Consider the following 16,472-nt stretch of genomic DNA (forward strand, 5'->3'; position numbering starts at 1 on the left):
AACCCCGTATGTCACACACGCAAGACCTGCTGATCAACCGCGAACTTGGCCTGCTCGAATTCAACCGCCGCGTGCTGGCCCAGGCGGAAGACGCCAACCTGCCGCTGCTGGAACGGCTGAAATTCCTGTGCATCGTGTCCTCCAACATGGACGAGTTCTTCGAAGTGCGCGTGGCCTGGCTGCAGGAAACCGCCGAGGCCACGCCGGAGCGCATCCTGGCCGACGGCTCCACGCCGGAACAGGCGCTGGCCAAGGTGGCCACCGCCGCCCACCAATTGGTGCGCGACCAGTACGCGGTGATGAGCGAAGTGCTGTTCCCGGCGCTGCGCGAGGAAAACATCATCTTCCTGCGCCGCAATGAATGGAGCCCGGCTCAGCAGCAATGGGTGCGGGACTTCTTCTTCCGCGAACTGATGCCCATCCTGACCCCGATAGGTTTGGACCCCTCCCACCCCTTCCCCAAGGTGCTGAACAAATCCCTGAACTTCGCGGTGGAGCTGGAAGGCCGCGACGCCTTCGGCCGCGCCTCCGGCATCGCCATCGTCCAGGCGCCGCGCATCCTGCCGCGCGTGATCAAGCTGCCGGCGGACGTCAGCGACGGCCACCGCCACACCTTCGTCTTCCTGTCCTCCATCCTGCACTCGCACGTGCACGAGCTGTTCAGCGGCATGGCGGTCAAGGGCTGCTACCAATTCCGCGTCACCCGCGACAGCGAGCTGACGGTGGAAGACGAGGAAGTGAAAAACCTGCGCACCGCCTTGCAAGGCGAGTTGCGCCAGCGCCAGTTCGGCGACGCGGTGCGGCTGGAGATCGCCGACACCTGCCCGGCGCACATGGAAGAATTCCTGCTGACCCAGTTCAACCTCAAGCCGCGCGACGTCTACCGCGTCAACGGCCCGGTCAATCTGGTGCGGCTGATGCAGGTGCCGGACCTCGTGGACCGGCCGGATCTGAAGTTCACGCCCTTCATCCCCACGCTGCCGGAAATGCTGCGCAAGAAAACGCCGCTGTTCGACGCCATCCGCAAAGGCGACATCCTGCTGCATCACCCCTTCCAGAGCTTCCAGCCGGTGATAGACATGCTGACGCTGGCCGCGTCCGATCCGCATGTGGTGGCCATCAAGATGACGGTGTACCGCACCGGCACCGACTCGGTGCTGATGGAATCGCTGATCGCCGCCGCCCGCGCCGGCAAACAGGTGACCGTGGTGGTGGAATTGATGGCCCGCTTCGACGAGGAAGCCAATATCGGCTGGGCCAGCCGGCTGGAAGACGCCGGCGCCCACGTGGTCTACGGCGTGATCGGCTACAAGGTGCACGCCAAGATGCTGATGGTGGTGCGCCGCGAGGAACACGGCCTGCGCCGCTACGTGCATCTGGGCACCGGCAACTACCACCCGCGCACCGCCCGCCTCTACACCGATTTCGGCCTGCTGACCTGCAATGAGCAGATCGCCAGCGACGTCAACGACATCTTCGTGCAGCTGACTGGCCTGGGCCGCGCCAGCCAACTCAAGCGGCTATTCCAGAGCCCGTTCACCCTGCACAGCATGGTGATGGAGGCGATAGACCGCGAAATCGCTCACGCCCAGGCCGGCAAGCCGGCGCAGATCATCGCCAAGATGAACGCCCTGCTGGAAAGCCAGGTGATTCACGCGCTGTACCGCGCCAGCCAGGCCGGGGTCAAGATCCAGCTGATCGTGCGCGGCGTGTGCGCGTTGCGCCCTGGCGTGCCCGGCCTGTCCGACAACATCATCGTGCGCTCCATCGTTGGCCGCTTCCTCGAGCATCCGCGCGTGTTCTACTTCCACAACGACCGCAAGGAAGACCTGCTGATCGCCAGCGCCGACTGGATGGGCCGCAACTTCTTCCGCCGCATCGAAACCTGCGTGCCCATCGTCGACGCCAAGCTCAAGCGCCGGGTGATCAAGGAAGCGCTGCGCCTTTATCTGGACGACAACGTCAATGCCTGGGACATGCTGCCGGACGGCAGCTACAAGCGCCGCACCTCCCGCGGCAAGCCGCATTGCGCGCAATTGCAGCTGCTGGAAGAGTACACCCGCTGACTAGCGGCCCGCGGCCCTGCCGCGGACGCATCCCACCGCAAGGACCACCATGGAAATCGCCGGCTACAGTCTTGCCGCCCTGCTCATCGTCGCCGGCCTGGCCGGCACCATGCTGCCCATCATCCCCGGCCTGCCGCTGATGTTCGGCGGCCTGCTGCTGGCCGCCTGGCTGGACAACTTCAACCATCTGGGCGCGATCAGCCTGATCATCATGGCCCTGCTCACCGCGCTGGGCCTGGTGATTGACTTCTTCGCCGGCCTGCTGGGCGCCAAGGCCAGCGGCGCCAGCAGCCAGGCGCTGTGGGGCGCCTTCATCGGCGGCATCGTCGGCATGTTCTTCGGACTGGCCGGCGTGCTGCTCGGCCCTCTGGTCGGCGCCGTCATCGGCGAGTTCATCGCCCGCAAGGACGCCTTCCAGGCCGGCAAGGTCGGCATCGGCACCTTTATCGGCTTCATCGTCGGCGCGGTGGCCAAGGTGGCCTGCGCCTTCGCCATGCTGGCGACGGCGGCGCTGGCGCTACTGTTCTAGCGGCCGGCTACGCGGCCGCGCGGCTGGCCTAAACCGGGGGATTTGGTAGAATCCCGGTTTATCCCCTTCAATCCAGCGTGAATACCGATGGCACAATATGTAATGTCCATGCTCCGCGTGAGCAAGATCGTTCCGCCCAAGCGCCAGATCATCAAGGACATCTCCCTGTCCTTCTTCCCCGGCGCCAAGATCGGCCTGCTGGGCCTGAACGGCGCCGGTAAATCCACCGTGCTGCGCATCATGGCCGGCGCGGACAAGGAATACGAAGGCGAGGTGCAGCACCTGGCCGGAGTCAAGATCGGCTACCTGCCGCAGGAACCGCAACTGGACCCGGAAAAAACCGTGCGCGAGGAAGTGGAAAGCGGCATGGGCGACGTGATGGGCGCGCAAAAGCGCCTGGAAGAGGTCTACGCCGCCTACGCCGACCCGGACGCCGACTTCGACGCGCTGGCCGAAGAACAGGCCAAGCTGGAAGCCATCATCGCCGCCGGCGCCAACGACAACGTAGAACACCAGCTGGAAATCGCCGCCGACGCGCTGCGCCTGCCGCCGTGGGACGCCAAGATCGCCCCGCTGTCCGGCGGCGAGAAGCGCCGCGTGGCGCTGTGCAAGCTGCTGCTGTCCAAGCCCGACATGCTGCTGCTGGACGAACCCACCAACCACCTGGACGCGGAATCGGTGGAATGGCTGGAGCAATTCCTGGTGCGCTTCCCCGGCACCGTGGTGGCCGTCACCCACGACCGCTACTTCCTGGACAACGCCGCCGAATGGATTCTGGAACTGGACCGCGGCGAAGGCATCCCGTGGAAAGGCAATTACTCCAGCTGGCTGGAGCAGAAGGAAGCCCGCCTGGCGCAGGAATCCAAGAGCGAAGGCGCGCGCATGAAGGCGATGAAGCAGGAACTGGAATGGGTGCGCCAGAACCCGAAAGGCCGCCAGGCCAAATCCAAGGCGCGTCTGGCCCGCTTCGAGGAACTGTCCAGCTACGAAACCCAGAAGCGCAACGAAACCCAGGAAATCTTCATCCCGGTGGCCGAGCGCCTGGGCAATGAGGTGATCGAGTTCAACGGCGTGTCCAAGGGCTTCGGCGACCGCCTGCTGATCGACAATCTCAGCTTCAAGGCCCCGCCGGGCGCCATCGTCGGCATCATCGGCCCCAACGGCGCCGGTAAATCGACGCTGTTCAAGATGATTGCCGGCAAGGAACAGCCGGACAGCGGCGAGGTCAAGATCGGCCAGACCGTGCAGATGGCCTTTGTCGAGCAGACTCGCGAGGGCCTGGACGGAGACAAGACCGTGTTCGAGGACGTGGCCGCCGGCGCCGACATCCTCACCGTGGGCAAGTTCGAGATGTCCAGCCGCGCCTACCTCGGCCGCTTCAACTTCAAGGGCGCCGATCAGCAGAAGAAGGTGGGCATGCTCTCCGGCGGCGAACGCGGCCGCCTGCACCTGGCCAAAACCCTGCTCCAGGGCGGCAATGTGCTGCTGCTGGACGAACCGTCCAACGACCTGGACGTGGAAACCTTGCGCGCGCTGGAAGACGCCTTGCTGGAATACGCCGGCACCGTGTTCGTGATCTCCCACGACCGCTGGTTCCTGGACCGTATCGCCACCCACATCCTGGCGGCGGAAGGCGAATCGCAATGGACCTTCTTCGACGGCAACTATCAGGAATACGAAGCCGACAAGAAGAAACGCCTGGGCGAGGAAGCCGCCAAGCCCAAGCGCATCCGCTACAAGCCGATCAGCCGCTAAAACAAAGCCCGGGTTCTCCGGGCTTTTTTCATGCGCTCACAGCGTCTTCAGCCGCCCGCGGAACTCATCCAGCCGCTGGTAACCCTTGGCCTGCATGATGGCGGCCAGCTCCGCCTCGATGCGATCGAAGGCGCTGACGCCCTCCTCGTGCAGGCAGGTGCCCACCTGCACCGCGGCGGCGCCGGCCAGGATGTGCATGAAGGCCTCCGCCCCACTCTTCACCCCGCCGCAGCCTATCACATGCTTGTCGGCCAGCAGCAGGGCGAACTCGCGCACATTGGCCAGCGCCGTCGGCAACACGTAGTCGCCGCCCAAGCCGCCCAGCCCGCCCTTGGGCTTGATCACCGCGGACTCGCTGTCCAGATCGATCACCAGGCCGTTGCCCACCGAGTTGATGCAGGTGACGAAGCGCAGCAGCGGGAAGGCGTTCAACACCGCGGCCATGGCGGCGAAGTGCGCCGGATCGAAATACGGCGGCAGCTTGACGCCGAACGGCCGCGCGTACACCCGGCTGATCGCCGCCAGAGCCTCGGCGCTGGCGGCGAAGTCATAGCCCAGCTGCGGCTTGCCCGGCAGATTGGGGCAGGACAGGTTCACCTCCGGCAGGCAGGGCAGCTTCAGCGCCGCCAGTTCGGTCAGGATGGTCAGGGTGTCGTCCAGCGTCATGCCGGACACGGACAGAAACAGCGGCTTGGCGTCGTCGTAAGCCTGGGCGTAGTCCAGGTAATAGCGGTAGCCCTCGTTGGGCAGGCCCATGGAATTGATGCTGCCCAGCGCGGTGCGCCGATAACGCGGTTCGGGATTGCCGGCACGCGGCTCCAGCGTGCAGCTCTTGGTCACCACCGCGCCGGCGGCGGAGCGGCGCACCTGCTCCAGTTCCTCCCGCGTGCGGCAATAGACGCCGGAAGCGTTGAACAGGGGGCTGGCCATCTTCATGCCCAGCCAGGAAACGGATAGATCCAGCGACATCGCGCCCTCCGGCGAATTCATCTGCCGGCGATGATAGACGCAAGCCTCGCCGGCCATGCTGCGCCAAGTCAAAACCGGCGCGGGCGCCCCAAAACAAACGGCCGCCCTGAAGGCGGCCGCGTCTTAACGCCGAAATCCCCGGAGCTTACATTTGGGACTGGATATAGTTCTGCTCGCCCACCATATCGATCAGGCGCAGTTGCTGCTCCAGCCAGTGGGCGTGGTCGTTCTCGGTCTCTTCCAGCAGCACCATCAGTTCCTGGCGCGTCACGTAGTCCTTCACGCTCTCACAGTGGGCCACCACTTTTTTCAGCAAGTTGCCGACGCGGTATTCCACTTCCAGATCGCTGGCCAGCATCGCCCGCACGTTCTCGCCCACCACGATGGGCACGCGCTTGGCCACGTTCGGCTTGCCTTGCAGGAACAAGGTGCGCGCGATCAGCACCCGCGCGTGCGACAACTCGTCCTCGCGCTCGTGATCGATGCGCTCGAACAGCTTGTGCAGACCGAAGTCCTTGTACATCTCGGCATGAATGAAATACTGGTCCGCGGCGGACAGTTCTTCCGCCAGCAGTTCGTTCAGCAACTCGATGGTTTTGGGATCACCTTGCATAAAACGACCTCTTGTTGTTGTAGTTCAATAACGCCGGCGGGCGCGCCGCCGGCGCGAACGGAATTCGCGAACCATTCATTCTAAGCCCTCAGGGCCACAGTTGCACGCCGGCTTGATAAAACGCGAACGACAACAACCAGGCCAGTCCCACCGACCACGCCACCGACATCGCGGTGTAGGCCTTGCTGCGCGACTCGCGGTACATCGCCGCCACCGTGGACAGGCAGGGCACGTAGATCAAGGTGAAGATCAGGAAGCTCATCGCCGAGCGCCAATCCAGATGTTGCAGCAAGGCCGCGCCCAGGCCGGCTTCCGGCACCCCGTAGATCACCGCCAGGCTGCCCAGCAGGATTTCCTTGGCGATGAAGCCGAACAGCAAGGCCGCCGCCAGTTCGTGGCGGATGCCTATCGGGTCCAGCACCGGGGCCAGCAGGCTGCCCAGAGCGTCGGCCAGGGTCTTGCCCTCGCCCGCCGGCACATGGGTCAGCAGCCAGACCAGCACCACGCCCAACAGGATGAAACTGGAGGCCAGTTGCAGAAAGGCCCGCACCTCCCCCACCGCCCGGCTCAGCAAATGGCTCAAGCCGGGCAGCCGGTACGGCGGCACTTCCAGCAAGAAGGCCTCGCCGCCGGCGTAACGGCGCTTGAACACCCAGGCGGTAAACACCGCGACGGCGAAGCTCATCAGATAAAGCCCCATCAACACCCACGGCGCCTGCGTCGGCGTGAACAACAGCCCGGCGAAGAACACCACCACCTGCAAACGCGCCGAACACAGCGAAAACGGGATTACCAGCATGGTCAGCAGCCGCTGCTTGCGCTCGCGCATCACCCGAGTGCCCATGATGGCCGGCACATTGCAGCCAAAGCCCATCAGCTGCATCACGAAGCCGCGGCCGTCCAGCCCCAGCCGCGCCATGAAGGCGTCGGTCAGATAGGCGGCGCGCGCCAGGTAGCCGGAATCCTCCACCATCGCCATCAATACGAAAAACACCAGCAAAATGGGCGCGAAGGTCAGCACCGTCGACACCCCCTGCCAGATCCCGTCCAGCGCCAGGCTCTGCACAATCTCGGGCAAGGGCGCGAGCAAGGGCGTCAGCGCCTGCTCCTTGATCCAGTCCAGACCGGCGCCGGCCAGCTCCTGCAATGGGGTGCCGATCTGATACGTCAGATTGAACAGCAGCGCCATCAGCGCGAAGAACAGCGGCAGACCCAGCCATGGATGCATCAGCCAATGGTCCATCTTCTCCGTCAGCCCCGCCGGCAGCACGGGCGGCAAGGCCCAGCAGCCCGCCAGCCGCCGCTTGGCCTCCGCCATCGCCTCCCGGGTGTCCGGCACCGCGTCCAGCCTGGCGCGCGTCGCCGGACCGCCGTCGTTGGCCCGCCGGTTCAAGCCCGCCATCAGCGGCGGCCAGCCCTGCATATGCCGGGCCGAGGCCAGAAACACCGGCGCGCCCAGGCGCTCCGACAAGCGCTCCACATCCAGGCTCACGCCCAGGGCCTTGGCCTCGTCGGCCATATTCAGCACCACCAGGCAGTTGAGGCCGCTGGCCAGCACCTGCAAGGCCAGCGGCAGTTGCCGGTCCAGCTGGCTGGCGTTGAGCACCAGGACGGCGCCGTCGAAGGCGCTGGCCAGCAGCACGTCGCGCACCACCGCCTCGTCGTCGGAATAGCCGGTCAAATCATTGACGCCGGGCAAATCCACCAACTCCACCATGTGGCCGCCCAGCAACAGGCGCGCGCTGCTCAACTCTATGGTCAGGCCCGGCCAGTTGCCGACGCGCTGCGACATGCCGGTCAGACGGTTGAACAAGGTGGACTTGCCGGTATTGGGCAGGCCGATCAGGGCGAAACGCTTCATACCGCCACCCTCGCCACGATGAGGCGCGCCAGGCTGCGGCGCAGCAGGAAGCGCGTGGCGCCGACGTCCAGCAATAATGGCCCGCCCAAGGGCGCCGCCCGACGCAGATAAAACCGGCAGCCCGGCTCCAGGCCAAAGGCGGCGACGCGGCGCATGGCCTCTTCGGCCAGCTCCAGGCTGTCGACCACGCCGTGGCGTCCGGCGGGGAATGCATCCAAAGTCAACATGATGATCCGATCAAGAACGAGAATGGTTTGCATTAGTATATCCAGCCGAACCCCGTCGAATATCGGCAAACCGCGGCAATTCCCGCCCTGCTTGACCTGCATCAATAGCATTGTCCTATCCGGATCGACGATGGATTATCGATAGCCGGCCACTGCGCTTGCGGTTAAAATCGCGGACAATCAATCGACAAGCTACGGGCCCAAGACAATGAGCATCAAATCGGACAAGTGGATTCGCCGGATGGCGGACGAGTACAAAATGATCGAACCCTTCGAGCCCAACCAGATCAAGATGGTGGACGGCCAGAAGGTGATCTCCTACGGCACGTCCAGCTACGGCTACGATATCCGCTGCGCCGACGAATTCAAGGTGTTCACCAATATCAACAGCACCATCGTCGACCCGAAAAACTTCGACCCCAATTCCTTCGTGGAAGTCTCCGGCAAGGGCTATTGCATCATCCCGCCCAACAGCTTCGCGCTGGCCCGCACCGTGGAATACTTCCGTATTCCCCGCTCGGTGCTGACCGTCTGCCTGGGCAAATCCACTTACGCCCGCTGCGGCATCATCGTCAACGTCACCCCGTTCGAACCGGAATGGGAAGGCTATGTGACGCTGGAGTTCTCCAACACCACGCCGCTGCCGGCCAAGATCTACGCCAACGAGGGCGTGGCCCAGGTCTTGTTCTTCGAATCCGATGAAATTTGCGACGTGTCCTACAGCGACCGCGCCGGCAAATACATGGGCCAGGTGGGCGTGACCCTGCCGCGCCCCTGAAACGCTTCCCGCCAGCAAAAAAGGGATGGCTTAGCCATCCCTTTGTCATTTAAATCCCGCCAAATCCGTCCTCGCAATTTCACCTTAATGTTCTAGGATAAACAGAGGGTTAGCTGACTTTCCCGGTTGGTCGGCCCTTGTACAGCAATTGATTTCTTCTTGGGGCGTAGCGGTTCCCCCTTGCCGTTGCGCCCCTTTTTTTATCCGCCGATCCCATTGCCCTGCCTCCGGTTTCTTGCCATGATCTTCGCTTTGGCGAAAGGCGGAAATATGCCGGACATATATGATTTTTCCATTGAGTCTTTAAACGGGCAGACCCTGCCGCTGGCGAGCTATCGCGGCAAAGTGCTATTGCTGGTCAACACCGCCAGCGAGTGCGGCTTCACCGCGCAATTGGGCGGCCTGGAACAGCTGTACCAGCGCTACCGCGAGCAAGGCCTGGAGATCATCGGCTTCCCCTGCAATCAGTTCGGCAACCAGGAGCCTGGGGACGCCGCCGCCATCGGCCAGTTCTGTCAGAAGAATTTCGGGGTCAGCTTCCCGCTATCCGCCAAGATCGACGTCAACGGCGCCGACGCGCATCCGCTCTGGCGTCATCTCGTCGCCGCCAAGCCCGGCTTGCTGGGCAGCCGGCGCATCAAATGGAATTTCACCAAATTCCTGGTGGACGGCGAAGGGCGCATCCGCAAGCGTTTCGCCCCCTACGTCAAGCCGGCGGCGCTGGAGCGCGCCATCGAAAGCCTGCTGCGAACGCAGAAGCGCTAGATTCTCTAGCGACAGCTCAGCTCAGTTCGCCGGACAGATAGAACCAGCGGCCATCCTCGCGCAGGAAGCGGCTGCGCTCGCGCATGCGTTCGGCCTTGCCGCCCACCTTGTAGCGCGCGGAGAACTCCACCACGCCCTCGGCGTCGGCCGCGCCGCCGGCCTCGGTCGCCAACACCTCCAAGCCCAGCCATTTGACCACGCCGGCGTCCGCGGCCAGATCCAGCGCCTGCGGCCGGGTGCTGGGATGCCAGCTCGCCAGCAGATACGCCTCGTCGCCGCGCGCGTAAGCGGTGTAGCGCGAACGCATCAAGGCTTCCGCCGTGGGCGCGGGCGCGCCGTCCGCCCCCAGGTAACGGCCGCAACAGACCGCGTAAGCGCCGCCCAGCCCGCAGGGACAGCCGGCCGCGTCCGGCTTGGCTTTCTTGCCCATGCTCAAGCCCCCAGGGCCGGCAAGCCGTACAGCTTGAGCAGGAAGTTGGTGAAGGCCGGCTCGGCCGGTTTCGGATTCATCTTGGGCCAGCGTCGCATCCATTCGCGCAGACGCTCGTCCATCTTGGCGCGAAACGTTTCCTGGTCGATGCGGCCCGCCTCGCGCTCCACCGTCAGATAGCGGTACATGGCGAAGGTATTGTCGTCGATGGGATTGGAGCCCACCGCCTTGAGCCGGAACGCGCCCAGTTGATCCGCGGCGGCCAGCCGGGTCAACTCGCCGCTCTTGACCTTGTCGGCCAGGCGGTTGGCTTCCCGCAGCAAGGCGTCCGATTTGGCGCTGGGCGCCGGCGCCGTCTGCGGCCGGCCCTTGGCCGGTGAGGAAGGATGCGAGCTGATGGGCGCGCCCAATTGCTGCAGCGCGCTGCAGGCGGACAAGCTCAGGGCCATCGCGGCCCACAAGAAATAACGTTTCATGCCGGGAATTCTACTCCTGTCCTGATTCGGCGCCGCCGCGCGGCGCGTTCTGCTGCGACCGCCCCGCCCACGCCAATGTTCCGTCCCGCCAATGCAAAACAGCCTGACAAACGGGTCTGTCAGGCTGTTTTACGTTCATGCCACGCGGCCGCGGCACGCTTATTCCGCCGCGTCGCCTGCGGGTTCGGCCGGAGCCGGGGCAGGGGCCGCCGCGGCCGGCTTGGGCGCGGACATCTGTTCCGCCGCCTTTTTCTCCTCGGCGCTGACTTCGCCCACCGGCTTGTTGGCCAGATCGAACCGCTTGCCGCCGCGCGCCAGAGACTTCACGTAGCGCGGCTTGCGACAGTGATTGGCCACCACGCGGGAGATCAGCGTAGAGTCGAACTGCGGCAAAGCCGCGATCAGGCTCTCATGGATGCCCAAGGCCAGCGGACGAAACTGGCGGAAAACGTCGAACTTGCTGTAGACATGATCCGCGATCATCTCGGTCTGCTTTTTCTTGGACAGACTTTGTACAGCGGACTTAAGTGCAGCACCGAGTGCCGTTTCAGTATTTGGCTTCATGAACTTCTATCTAGATCCATTGATGCAAAAGCAGCGCATGCTGCCCAATCAAGCGAAGCGCCGCAACCCGCCGCCCGGCCAGCTTGACAGCCGGTGAAAAAATGACGACATCGTAATGCGGTTTGACCAAGGCGCTCCGGCAAGACGCCGGCGCGCCGTAAAAAATCGCCGAACATGGCGAAGGCCTGGAACCGGGCCCAAGCGGCGCGGCCGGTCCGAAGACCAGGCGCCCGCCCCCATCGACCGCCGCTGTTTGTCGGCGGAGGAGCCGACTTGGCGGTCATGGGCGAAAACACCAGACGGAACGCTCCGGGCGTTCCCTCGCTCGGGCTGGCGCTTACGAGGGAGGGAGAGTACTAAGTAATGCCCCTTGATGTCCAGCATTAGACGCCGATTGCGCCCTTTCCGCCCTTATCCCGTCTTTCTTTTGCCACTTTCTCAAGCGTGAGCCGGCGGCTTACAGGCAGGCGACGGGAAAGCGGCGATTCAAGCTGTCCCAGTCCGTCGCCGCGTCAGGGCCGGCGCTGGCCACCACGCAGGCCGCCAGCCGGTTGCCCAGATCCACCGCGTAATGCAGCGGCCAGCCGCTGGACAGGCCGGCCAACAAGCCGGCGCAATGCGCGTCGCCGGCGCCTATGGTGTCCACCACCGAAACCTGGTAGCCGGGCAGGTGCCACGGCGCGTCGGTGCCCGGGCACACCCAGGCGCCGTCCTGCCCCAGCCGGCAGATCAGCGTCAGCCGGTAATCCTTGGCGAAGCGCTGCGCCGCCGCCACCGGATCGCCGTCGCCGCACAACAGGGCGATCTCGTCCCGGTTCAGCGTCAGCAAGGTCTCGGTGCCGCTCAGAGCGGACAAAAACGCCGGCTCCAGCAAGACGACGCGCGGACCGGGGTCTATCACCCGCAACTGTTCCGCCGGCAAGGCCAGCAGCCAGGCGCGCAACGCCCTTCCGCCCTCTCCGGCCAGTTCATAGCCGTTGGCGTACACCAGGCCGTCGGCGGGCAAGGGCAGCGCGTCCAACTGCTCGCGCGTCCATTCCGTCTCGCAACCGGAGATCGAAATGAAGCTGCGCTCGCCGCTGGGCTCCACCATGGCCACGCACCAGCCGTTGTCGCGATCCGCGTTGCGCAGCAGCACCGGCAAGCCCAGCTCCCGCATGGCCGCGTCTATCGCCGCGCCCCAAGGGCCGTTGCCCACCGGCATGCCGTTGATCACGGGAGCGTTCAACTGGCGCAACGCTCGCGCCACATTGAAGGCGCAGCCGCCGATCTCGCGTTCCTGCTGCAACGCCTCCACGTCGGCGCCGCTGCGCGGCAATGCCGGGAGGGTCAACACCACGTCGCCCACGGCGCCGCCCAAAGCCAGGATGGCTCTGGTCGGATGATAGTTTGGACACGGAATGGTCATGCGCGTCGCTCCTTCAGCAACAAATACAATCCATAAGCCAGCAAACTGGTCCCAAAGGATACAAACAGCCCCAGGCTGGAATCTGCGAAAACGCCCACAGCCAGCGGGCCGTCGATGAAGCCGGTCTTGCTCACCAGCAGGCCGCAAGCGGCGCCCAGCAGCCAGCACAGCAGCGGACCGCCGCGGAAGGCCTGCCGCCCGTCGCCGGACAGGGCCGCGGCCTCATAGCCTTGGCGGTGACGCAACAAGAGGTAATCCAGCACGAACACCGCCTCCCAGGCCGCCAGAAACACGCCGCAAAACAATAGAAACGCGATGAAGGGCCCCAGGAAGTCGCTGGACACGAACAAGACGTAAGCGGCGATGGCCAGCACGATCAGCGCATTGATGGACACCGCCTGCGCCTGTCTGACCTTGACGCCTATGGTCAGCAGATTGAGGCTGGCCGAATACAGGCTAAGCACGGCCATGGTGACGATGCCCGCCGTCGCCGTCAGCAGATAGGGCACCGCCATCCAGGCCGGCAGTACCGCGCCGATCTTGGCGATGGGATTGGCCGCGCTGGCCAGGTCCGGTATCTGCGCCGACAACAGCACCCCGGTGAAGATCAGCAGCATCAGCGGCAACGACGCCCCCACCATCACCGCGCCGAAAATGCTGCCGCCGGACGCCCCGCTCCGCTGGTAACGGCTGTAATCGGCGCCGGCGATGGCCCAGCTGATGCCGGTGCCCGCGGCGATCACCGATACCGCCGGCCAGAAAGCGGTCAGCCAGTCGCCGTCCGGCCGCGCCAAGATGGCGCCCCAGTTCGCGGTCGTCGCCACGTACAGAATCACCACCAGGGTCATGCTGCCGAAGATCCGGCTCAGCCAGCTTTGCATCCAGACCACGGTGGCCTGGCCCAACAGGCTGACCACGATGGTCAGACCGATGAACAGGAACAAGCAGACCGCGGTCAGCGGACGGCTTTCCGCCATGCCCAGCGACTGGCACAAGGCCGCCAGCGTCAAGGCGCCGGTCACCACATTGACCGCCTCCCAGCCCATCAGGTTGAACCAGCTGAAGGCGGTGGGCGCGGCGTTGCCGCGCAGGCCGAAAATGGCCCGCGACAAGGTCAGCGTGGAAGTGCGGCCGCGCCGGCCGGCGATGCTGGTCACCCCCACCAGCGCGAAACTGGCCACCCCGACCGCCGCGGCCAGCAAGGACTGGTAGAACGACAGCCCGAAGCTGGTGACGATGCCGCCGTACACCACGCCCAGGATGCCAATATTGGCGGCCAGCCATACCCAGAACAACTCCACCGGCCGGCCCTTGCACTCATGCTCCGGCACCAGATCTATGCCCGCGCTCTCCAGCCGCCAGCCGTCTACCGCTTGTACATCGCTCATCCCCTCACCCCCTAAACCGCAATGCGCACAAAGCCCGCGCGTAAGATTCGAAATCAACGCCATTCACGTCCCGGATGCGTTCCCGCCATGCGGCCGGCAAGGCGTCCGCCCCCTGCAAGGCGCCGCACACCGCGGTCGCCATCGCGCCTATGGTGTCGGTGTCTCCGCCCAGATTCGCAGCCAAGACCGCGCAGCGGCGCGGATCGCCTTGCGCGCAGTCCACCAGGGCCAAGGCGGCGGGCACCGACTCTATGGTGTCCATGCCGGCGCCCAAGGTCTGGTACAGCTCGGCCACCAAGGCAGCATCGTCTTGGCCCCGCAAGCCTTCCGCCAGCTCGAAGCCCCAGGCCAGGCGCCGGCTCAGCAAGGGGCTGAACGTCGTCACCCGCTCCAGCTGCGCCAGATCGGCAATGGTGGGCAGTTCGGCCTTGATGTCGGACCAGGCCGCGCCCTCCACCGCCCGCGACACCGCCCAGGCGATGGCCGCCGCGCCGGCCACCGCGATATCGGACTGATGAGTGGGGCTGCAACTCAGCCTCACCGCCTGCACGAAAGCCGCGCGGTCCTGGCTGGACAGCAGGCACCCCAGCGGCGCCACCCGCATCGCCGCGCCGTTGGTCACGCCGTTGGCGCCCAGAGAATCAATGGACTGGCCGGACAAAATAGCCCTGAGCGCAGCCTTAGAACTGGGCCCCAGAATATTCTTGTTGAAGGCGTCGATGCGCTCGGCCCAGGCGATGATGTTGTCCGCGATGCGCTCCGGCTCCACCGCGCCGTCCGCGGCGATCAACGCGTCCATCAAGGCAATGGCCTGCTGGGTGTCGTCGGTAAACTCTCCGGCGGCGAACTCGGAAGCGGCGAAATTCTCGGCCGGGCCCGGCAGAAAATCGTCTATCCAGCCAAAAAACGCCCGTACCTGCCGCTGCGGCCACAGCTCCGAAGGCATGCCCATGGCATCCCCCGCCGCCTGCCCGTACAGGGCCCCGAGAATGGGCTGGTAGCCCTTGCTGATCATCGTCAAACCCTGCCTCTCCGCCAGGATGCCCATCGACCGCCAGAACCCGTTTACGATCCGCCACGCGTCAAGGAAACCAGGAGCCGCCCGCGAAACGCCCATGCCTCGCAGGCGCATTCCGCTTTCCCGGCTGTTTCGCCTTGCCCCACCTTCGCGCAACGCGAGCGTAAACAGGAACCATGGACTTCGATTGGCATCGTATGATAAGTCCAATACAAATCCAATAGTACATAACCATACTATTGATCAGGAAAGCATGCCACAGAGCTCAGCCCACCCCATTGCCGTCGGCATTGATTTAGACTGAAGCCCGCACGCACAGGAGCTTTCACACGATATGAGCGAGATTCTGGAATGCCTGTCCGCCAGCCTGCGGCAGCCCGGCGCAACGCCGCGCTATCTGCTGATCGCCGACGCGCTGGAACAGGCCATCCGCCAGCACCAATTGCCCGAAGGAGCATTCTTGCCGACCGAGCGGCAGATGGCGGAAAAACTGGGACTGTCGCGCGTCACCATCAGCAAGGCGATGGCGGAACTGGAACGCAAGCGGCTGATCACCCGTCAGCAAGGCCAGGGCACTCGCATCGCCCAAGCCTTTCGCTATTCGCTCAACGACAGCGGAGGTTTCACCGAGCAGGTGCTGCGCAGCGGCGGCAGCGTGGCCAATCAGTGGCTGTTGCGGCGACGGGAAAGCGCGCCGGCCGCCATCGCCAGCCTGCTGCGCCTGCCTGTCGGCGCGGACATCGCCAAGCTGCGCCGCCTGCGGCTGATGGACGGCACGCCGGCGGCGCTGGAAACCACCTATATCCCGCTGGCCTACCTGCCCGAACCGGAGCGTCTGGAACACTCGCTATACCAGTGGTGGGAACGCCATGGCGTCGAGATCGGCCGCAAGACCTTCCGTCTGGCCTCATGTGCGGCGGATCAGGACAGCGCCGCCCTATTGCATGTGCAGGCCGGCACACCGCTGCTGCGCATCCGGCAGACAAGCTTGAACGCGGCGGAACAGGTATTGGAGTTCAGCGAAGTTTTGTGCCGCAGCGATCTCTATGAATTCGAGGCGCAGCTTTAAGAGAAGCCGATAAAAAAACCCGCCCAGCGCCAGGCTGTGCGGGTTGTTTTCGTCTCGTGGACGGTTTTGCCGTAGTGGTGCCCCGGGCCGGAATCGAACCGGCACGACCGAAGTCGAGGGATTTTAAGTCCCTTGTGTCTACCAATTTCACCACCGGGGCGGGCAAAGAGACGGCGATTCTATCCCAGAGCCGGGCCGCTGGCAAACAGGGATGGCGATCAAGGCCATGGCACGCCGCCGCGGGGGACGGCGGGCCTGATCCCGATCCGGGATAAAGAGGAGAAACCACGCTGAGCTTGGCGATTGCGGGCGCGGGCCGAACAAAGCAAAAGCCCCGCAAGTCTTTGACTTACGGGGCTTTAACTGGAGGCGGGGGTCGGAATCGAACCGGCGTAGACGGATTTGCAATCCGCTGCATAACCACTTTGCTACCCCGCCGTTGCCGGCGAACCACCAGCCATGGCTGATGATTTTAATTTGGAGCGGGAAACGAGGCTCGAACTCGCGACCTCAACCTTGGCAAGGTTGCGCTCTACCAACTGAGCTATTCCCGCAT

16 protein-coding genes and 3 tRNA genes are annotated in these 16,472 nt (G+C 64.6%); 6 read left to right on the forward strand and 13 right to left on the reverse strand.

Translation table 11 applies throughout. From position 1 onward, the window contains the following. Positions 1–8 precede the first annotated feature (8 nt). The 3 genes from ppk1 to ettA all read left to right on the forward strand — a co-directional run bounded on the left by ppk1 (position 9) and on the right by ettA (position 4,350). Positions 9–2,066 (forward strand): polyphosphate kinase 1, encoded by a 2,058-nt coding sequence (ppk1, locus tag QUG03_RS16420; RefSeq protein ID WP_500820410.1) that lies wholly within the window; start codon positions 9–11, stop codon positions 2,064–2,066. Between the two features lie 49 nt (positions 2,067–2,115). Beyond that, on the forward strand, positions 2,116–2,595 hold the full coding sequence (locus QUG03_RS16425) for a DUF456 domain-containing protein (RefSeq protein ID WP_019100492.1): 480 nt from the start codon (positions 2,116–2,118) through the stop codon (positions 2,593–2,595). 87 nt (positions 2,596–2,682) lie between these two features. Further along, positions 2,683–4,350 (forward strand): energy-dependent translational throttle protein EttA, encoded by a 1,668-nt coding sequence (gene ettA / locus QUG03_RS16430; protein WP_107798490.1) that lies wholly within the window; start codon positions 2,683–2,685, stop codon positions 4,348–4,350. 36 nt (positions 4,351–4,386) lie between these two features. On the opposite strand, the gene QUG03_RS16435 is transcribed toward ettA, so the two are convergent. The 4 genes from QUG03_RS16435 to QUG03_RS16450 form a co-directional block, all read right to left on the reverse strand. Then, positions 4,387–5,319 (reverse strand): dihydroorotate oxidase, encoded by a 933-nt coding sequence (locus QUG03_RS16435; protein WP_227104449.1) that lies wholly within the window; start codon positions 5,317–5,319, stop codon positions 4,387–4,389. A gap of 145 nt (positions 5,320–5,464) precedes the next feature. Beyond that, a complete protein-coding gene (gene bfr / locus QUG03_RS16440) occupies positions 5,465–5,932 on the reverse strand; it encodes a bacterioferritin (RefSeq protein ID WP_043591049.1) in 468 nt (155 codons plus the stop codon). A gap of 88 nt (positions 5,933–6,020) precedes the next feature. Next, positions 6,021–7,793, reverse strand: coding sequence for a ferrous iron transport protein B (gene feoB, locus QUG03_RS16445; RefSeq protein WP_500820411.1), 1,773 nt, complete (start codon positions 7,791–7,793; stop codon positions 6,021–6,023). After that, positions 7,790–8,053 carry a FeoA family protein gene (locus QUG03_RS16450; RefSeq protein WP_199225814.1) on the reverse strand — a complete coding sequence of 88 codons (264 nt, stop codon included), beginning with the start codon at positions 8,051–8,053 and terminating at the stop codon, positions 7,790–7,792. The genes feoB and QUG03_RS16450 overlap by 4 nt, the downstream gene beginning before the upstream one ends. A gap of 175 nt (positions 8,054–8,228) precedes the next feature. On the opposite strand from QUG03_RS16450, the gene dcd reads away from it, so the two are divergent. Beyond that, the gene (gene dcd / locus QUG03_RS16455; protein ID WP_048412542.1) at positions 8,229–8,798 is read left to right on the forward strand and encodes a dCTP deaminase; all 570 of its coding nucleotides are present in this window, start codon (positions 8,229–8,231) and stop codon (positions 8,796–8,798) included. A gap of 270 nt (positions 8,799–9,068) precedes the next feature. Beyond that, positions 9,069–9,563, forward strand: a complete 495-nt coding sequence (locus QUG03_RS16460; protein WP_500820412.1) for a glutathione peroxidase — start codon at positions 9,069–9,071, stop codon at positions 9,561–9,563. A gap of 16 nt (positions 9,564–9,579) precedes the next feature. On the opposite strand, the gene QUG03_RS16465 is transcribed toward QUG03_RS16460, so the two are convergent. The 6 genes from QUG03_RS16465 to QUG03_RS16490 form a co-directional block, all read right to left on the reverse strand. Continuing rightward, positions 9,580–9,993, reverse strand: a complete 414-nt coding sequence (locus QUG03_RS16465; RefSeq protein WP_500820413.1) for a YchJ family protein — start codon at positions 9,991–9,993, stop codon at positions 9,580–9,582. A gap of 2 nt (positions 9,994–9,995) precedes the next feature. Then, entirely contained in the window at positions 9,996–10,469 is a 474-nt protein-coding gene (locus QUG03_RS16470; RefSeq protein WP_107798485.1) for a putative periplasmic lipoprotein, read from the reverse strand. A gap of 159 nt (positions 10,470–10,628) precedes the next feature. Then, positions 10,629–11,033, reverse strand: a complete 405-nt coding sequence (locus tag QUG03_RS16475) for a ProQ/FINO family protein (protein ID WP_107798484.1) — start codon at positions 11,031–11,033, stop codon at positions 10,629–10,631. A 457-nt stretch (positions 11,034–11,490) separates the two neighbouring features. Beyond that, positions 11,491–12,441, reverse strand: a complete 951-nt coding sequence (locus QUG03_RS16480; protein WP_235087280.1) for a PfkB family carbohydrate kinase — start codon at positions 12,439–12,441, stop codon at positions 11,491–11,493. Beyond that, complete coding sequence (locus QUG03_RS16485; RefSeq protein WP_500820415.1) at positions 12,438–13,829, reverse strand: purine-cytosine permease family protein; 1,392 nt, start codon at positions 13,827–13,829, stop codon at positions 12,438–12,440. The genes QUG03_RS16480 and QUG03_RS16485 overlap by 4 nt, the downstream gene beginning before the upstream one ends. 4 nt (positions 13,830–13,833) lie before the next feature. Continuing rightward, positions 13,834–14,844, reverse strand: a complete 1,011-nt coding sequence (locus tag QUG03_RS16490) for an ADP-ribosylglycohydrolase family protein (RefSeq protein ID WP_500820470.1) — start codon at positions 14,842–14,844, stop codon at positions 13,834–13,836. A 337-nt stretch (positions 14,845–15,181) separates the two neighbouring features. Here QUG03_RS16490 and QUG03_RS16495 point away from each other — a divergent pair, with 337 nt between their 5' ends. Further along, on the forward strand, positions 15,182–15,916 hold the full coding sequence (locus QUG03_RS16495) for a GntR family transcriptional regulator (RefSeq protein ID WP_107798480.1): 735 nt from the start codon (positions 15,182–15,184) through the stop codon (positions 15,914–15,916). A gap of 75 nt (positions 15,917–15,991) precedes the next feature. On the opposite strand, the gene QUG03_RS16500 is transcribed toward QUG03_RS16495, so the two are convergent. From QUG03_RS16500 to QUG03_RS16510, 3 genes are all read right to left on the reverse strand, one after another. Next, positions 15,992–16,076, reverse strand: a tRNA-Leu gene (locus QUG03_RS16500). A gap of 204 nt (positions 16,077–16,280) precedes the next feature. Further along, positions 16,281–16,354: transfer RNA gene (locus QUG03_RS16505), tRNA-Cys, on the reverse strand. Positions 16,355–16,394: 40 nt separating this feature from the next. Next, positions 16,395–16,470, reverse strand: a tRNA-Gly gene (locus QUG03_RS16510). Positions 16,471–16,472: the final 2 nt, after the last annotated feature.

It is taken from the genome of Chromobacterium sp. CCUG 30098 (genome assembly GCF_059916605.1).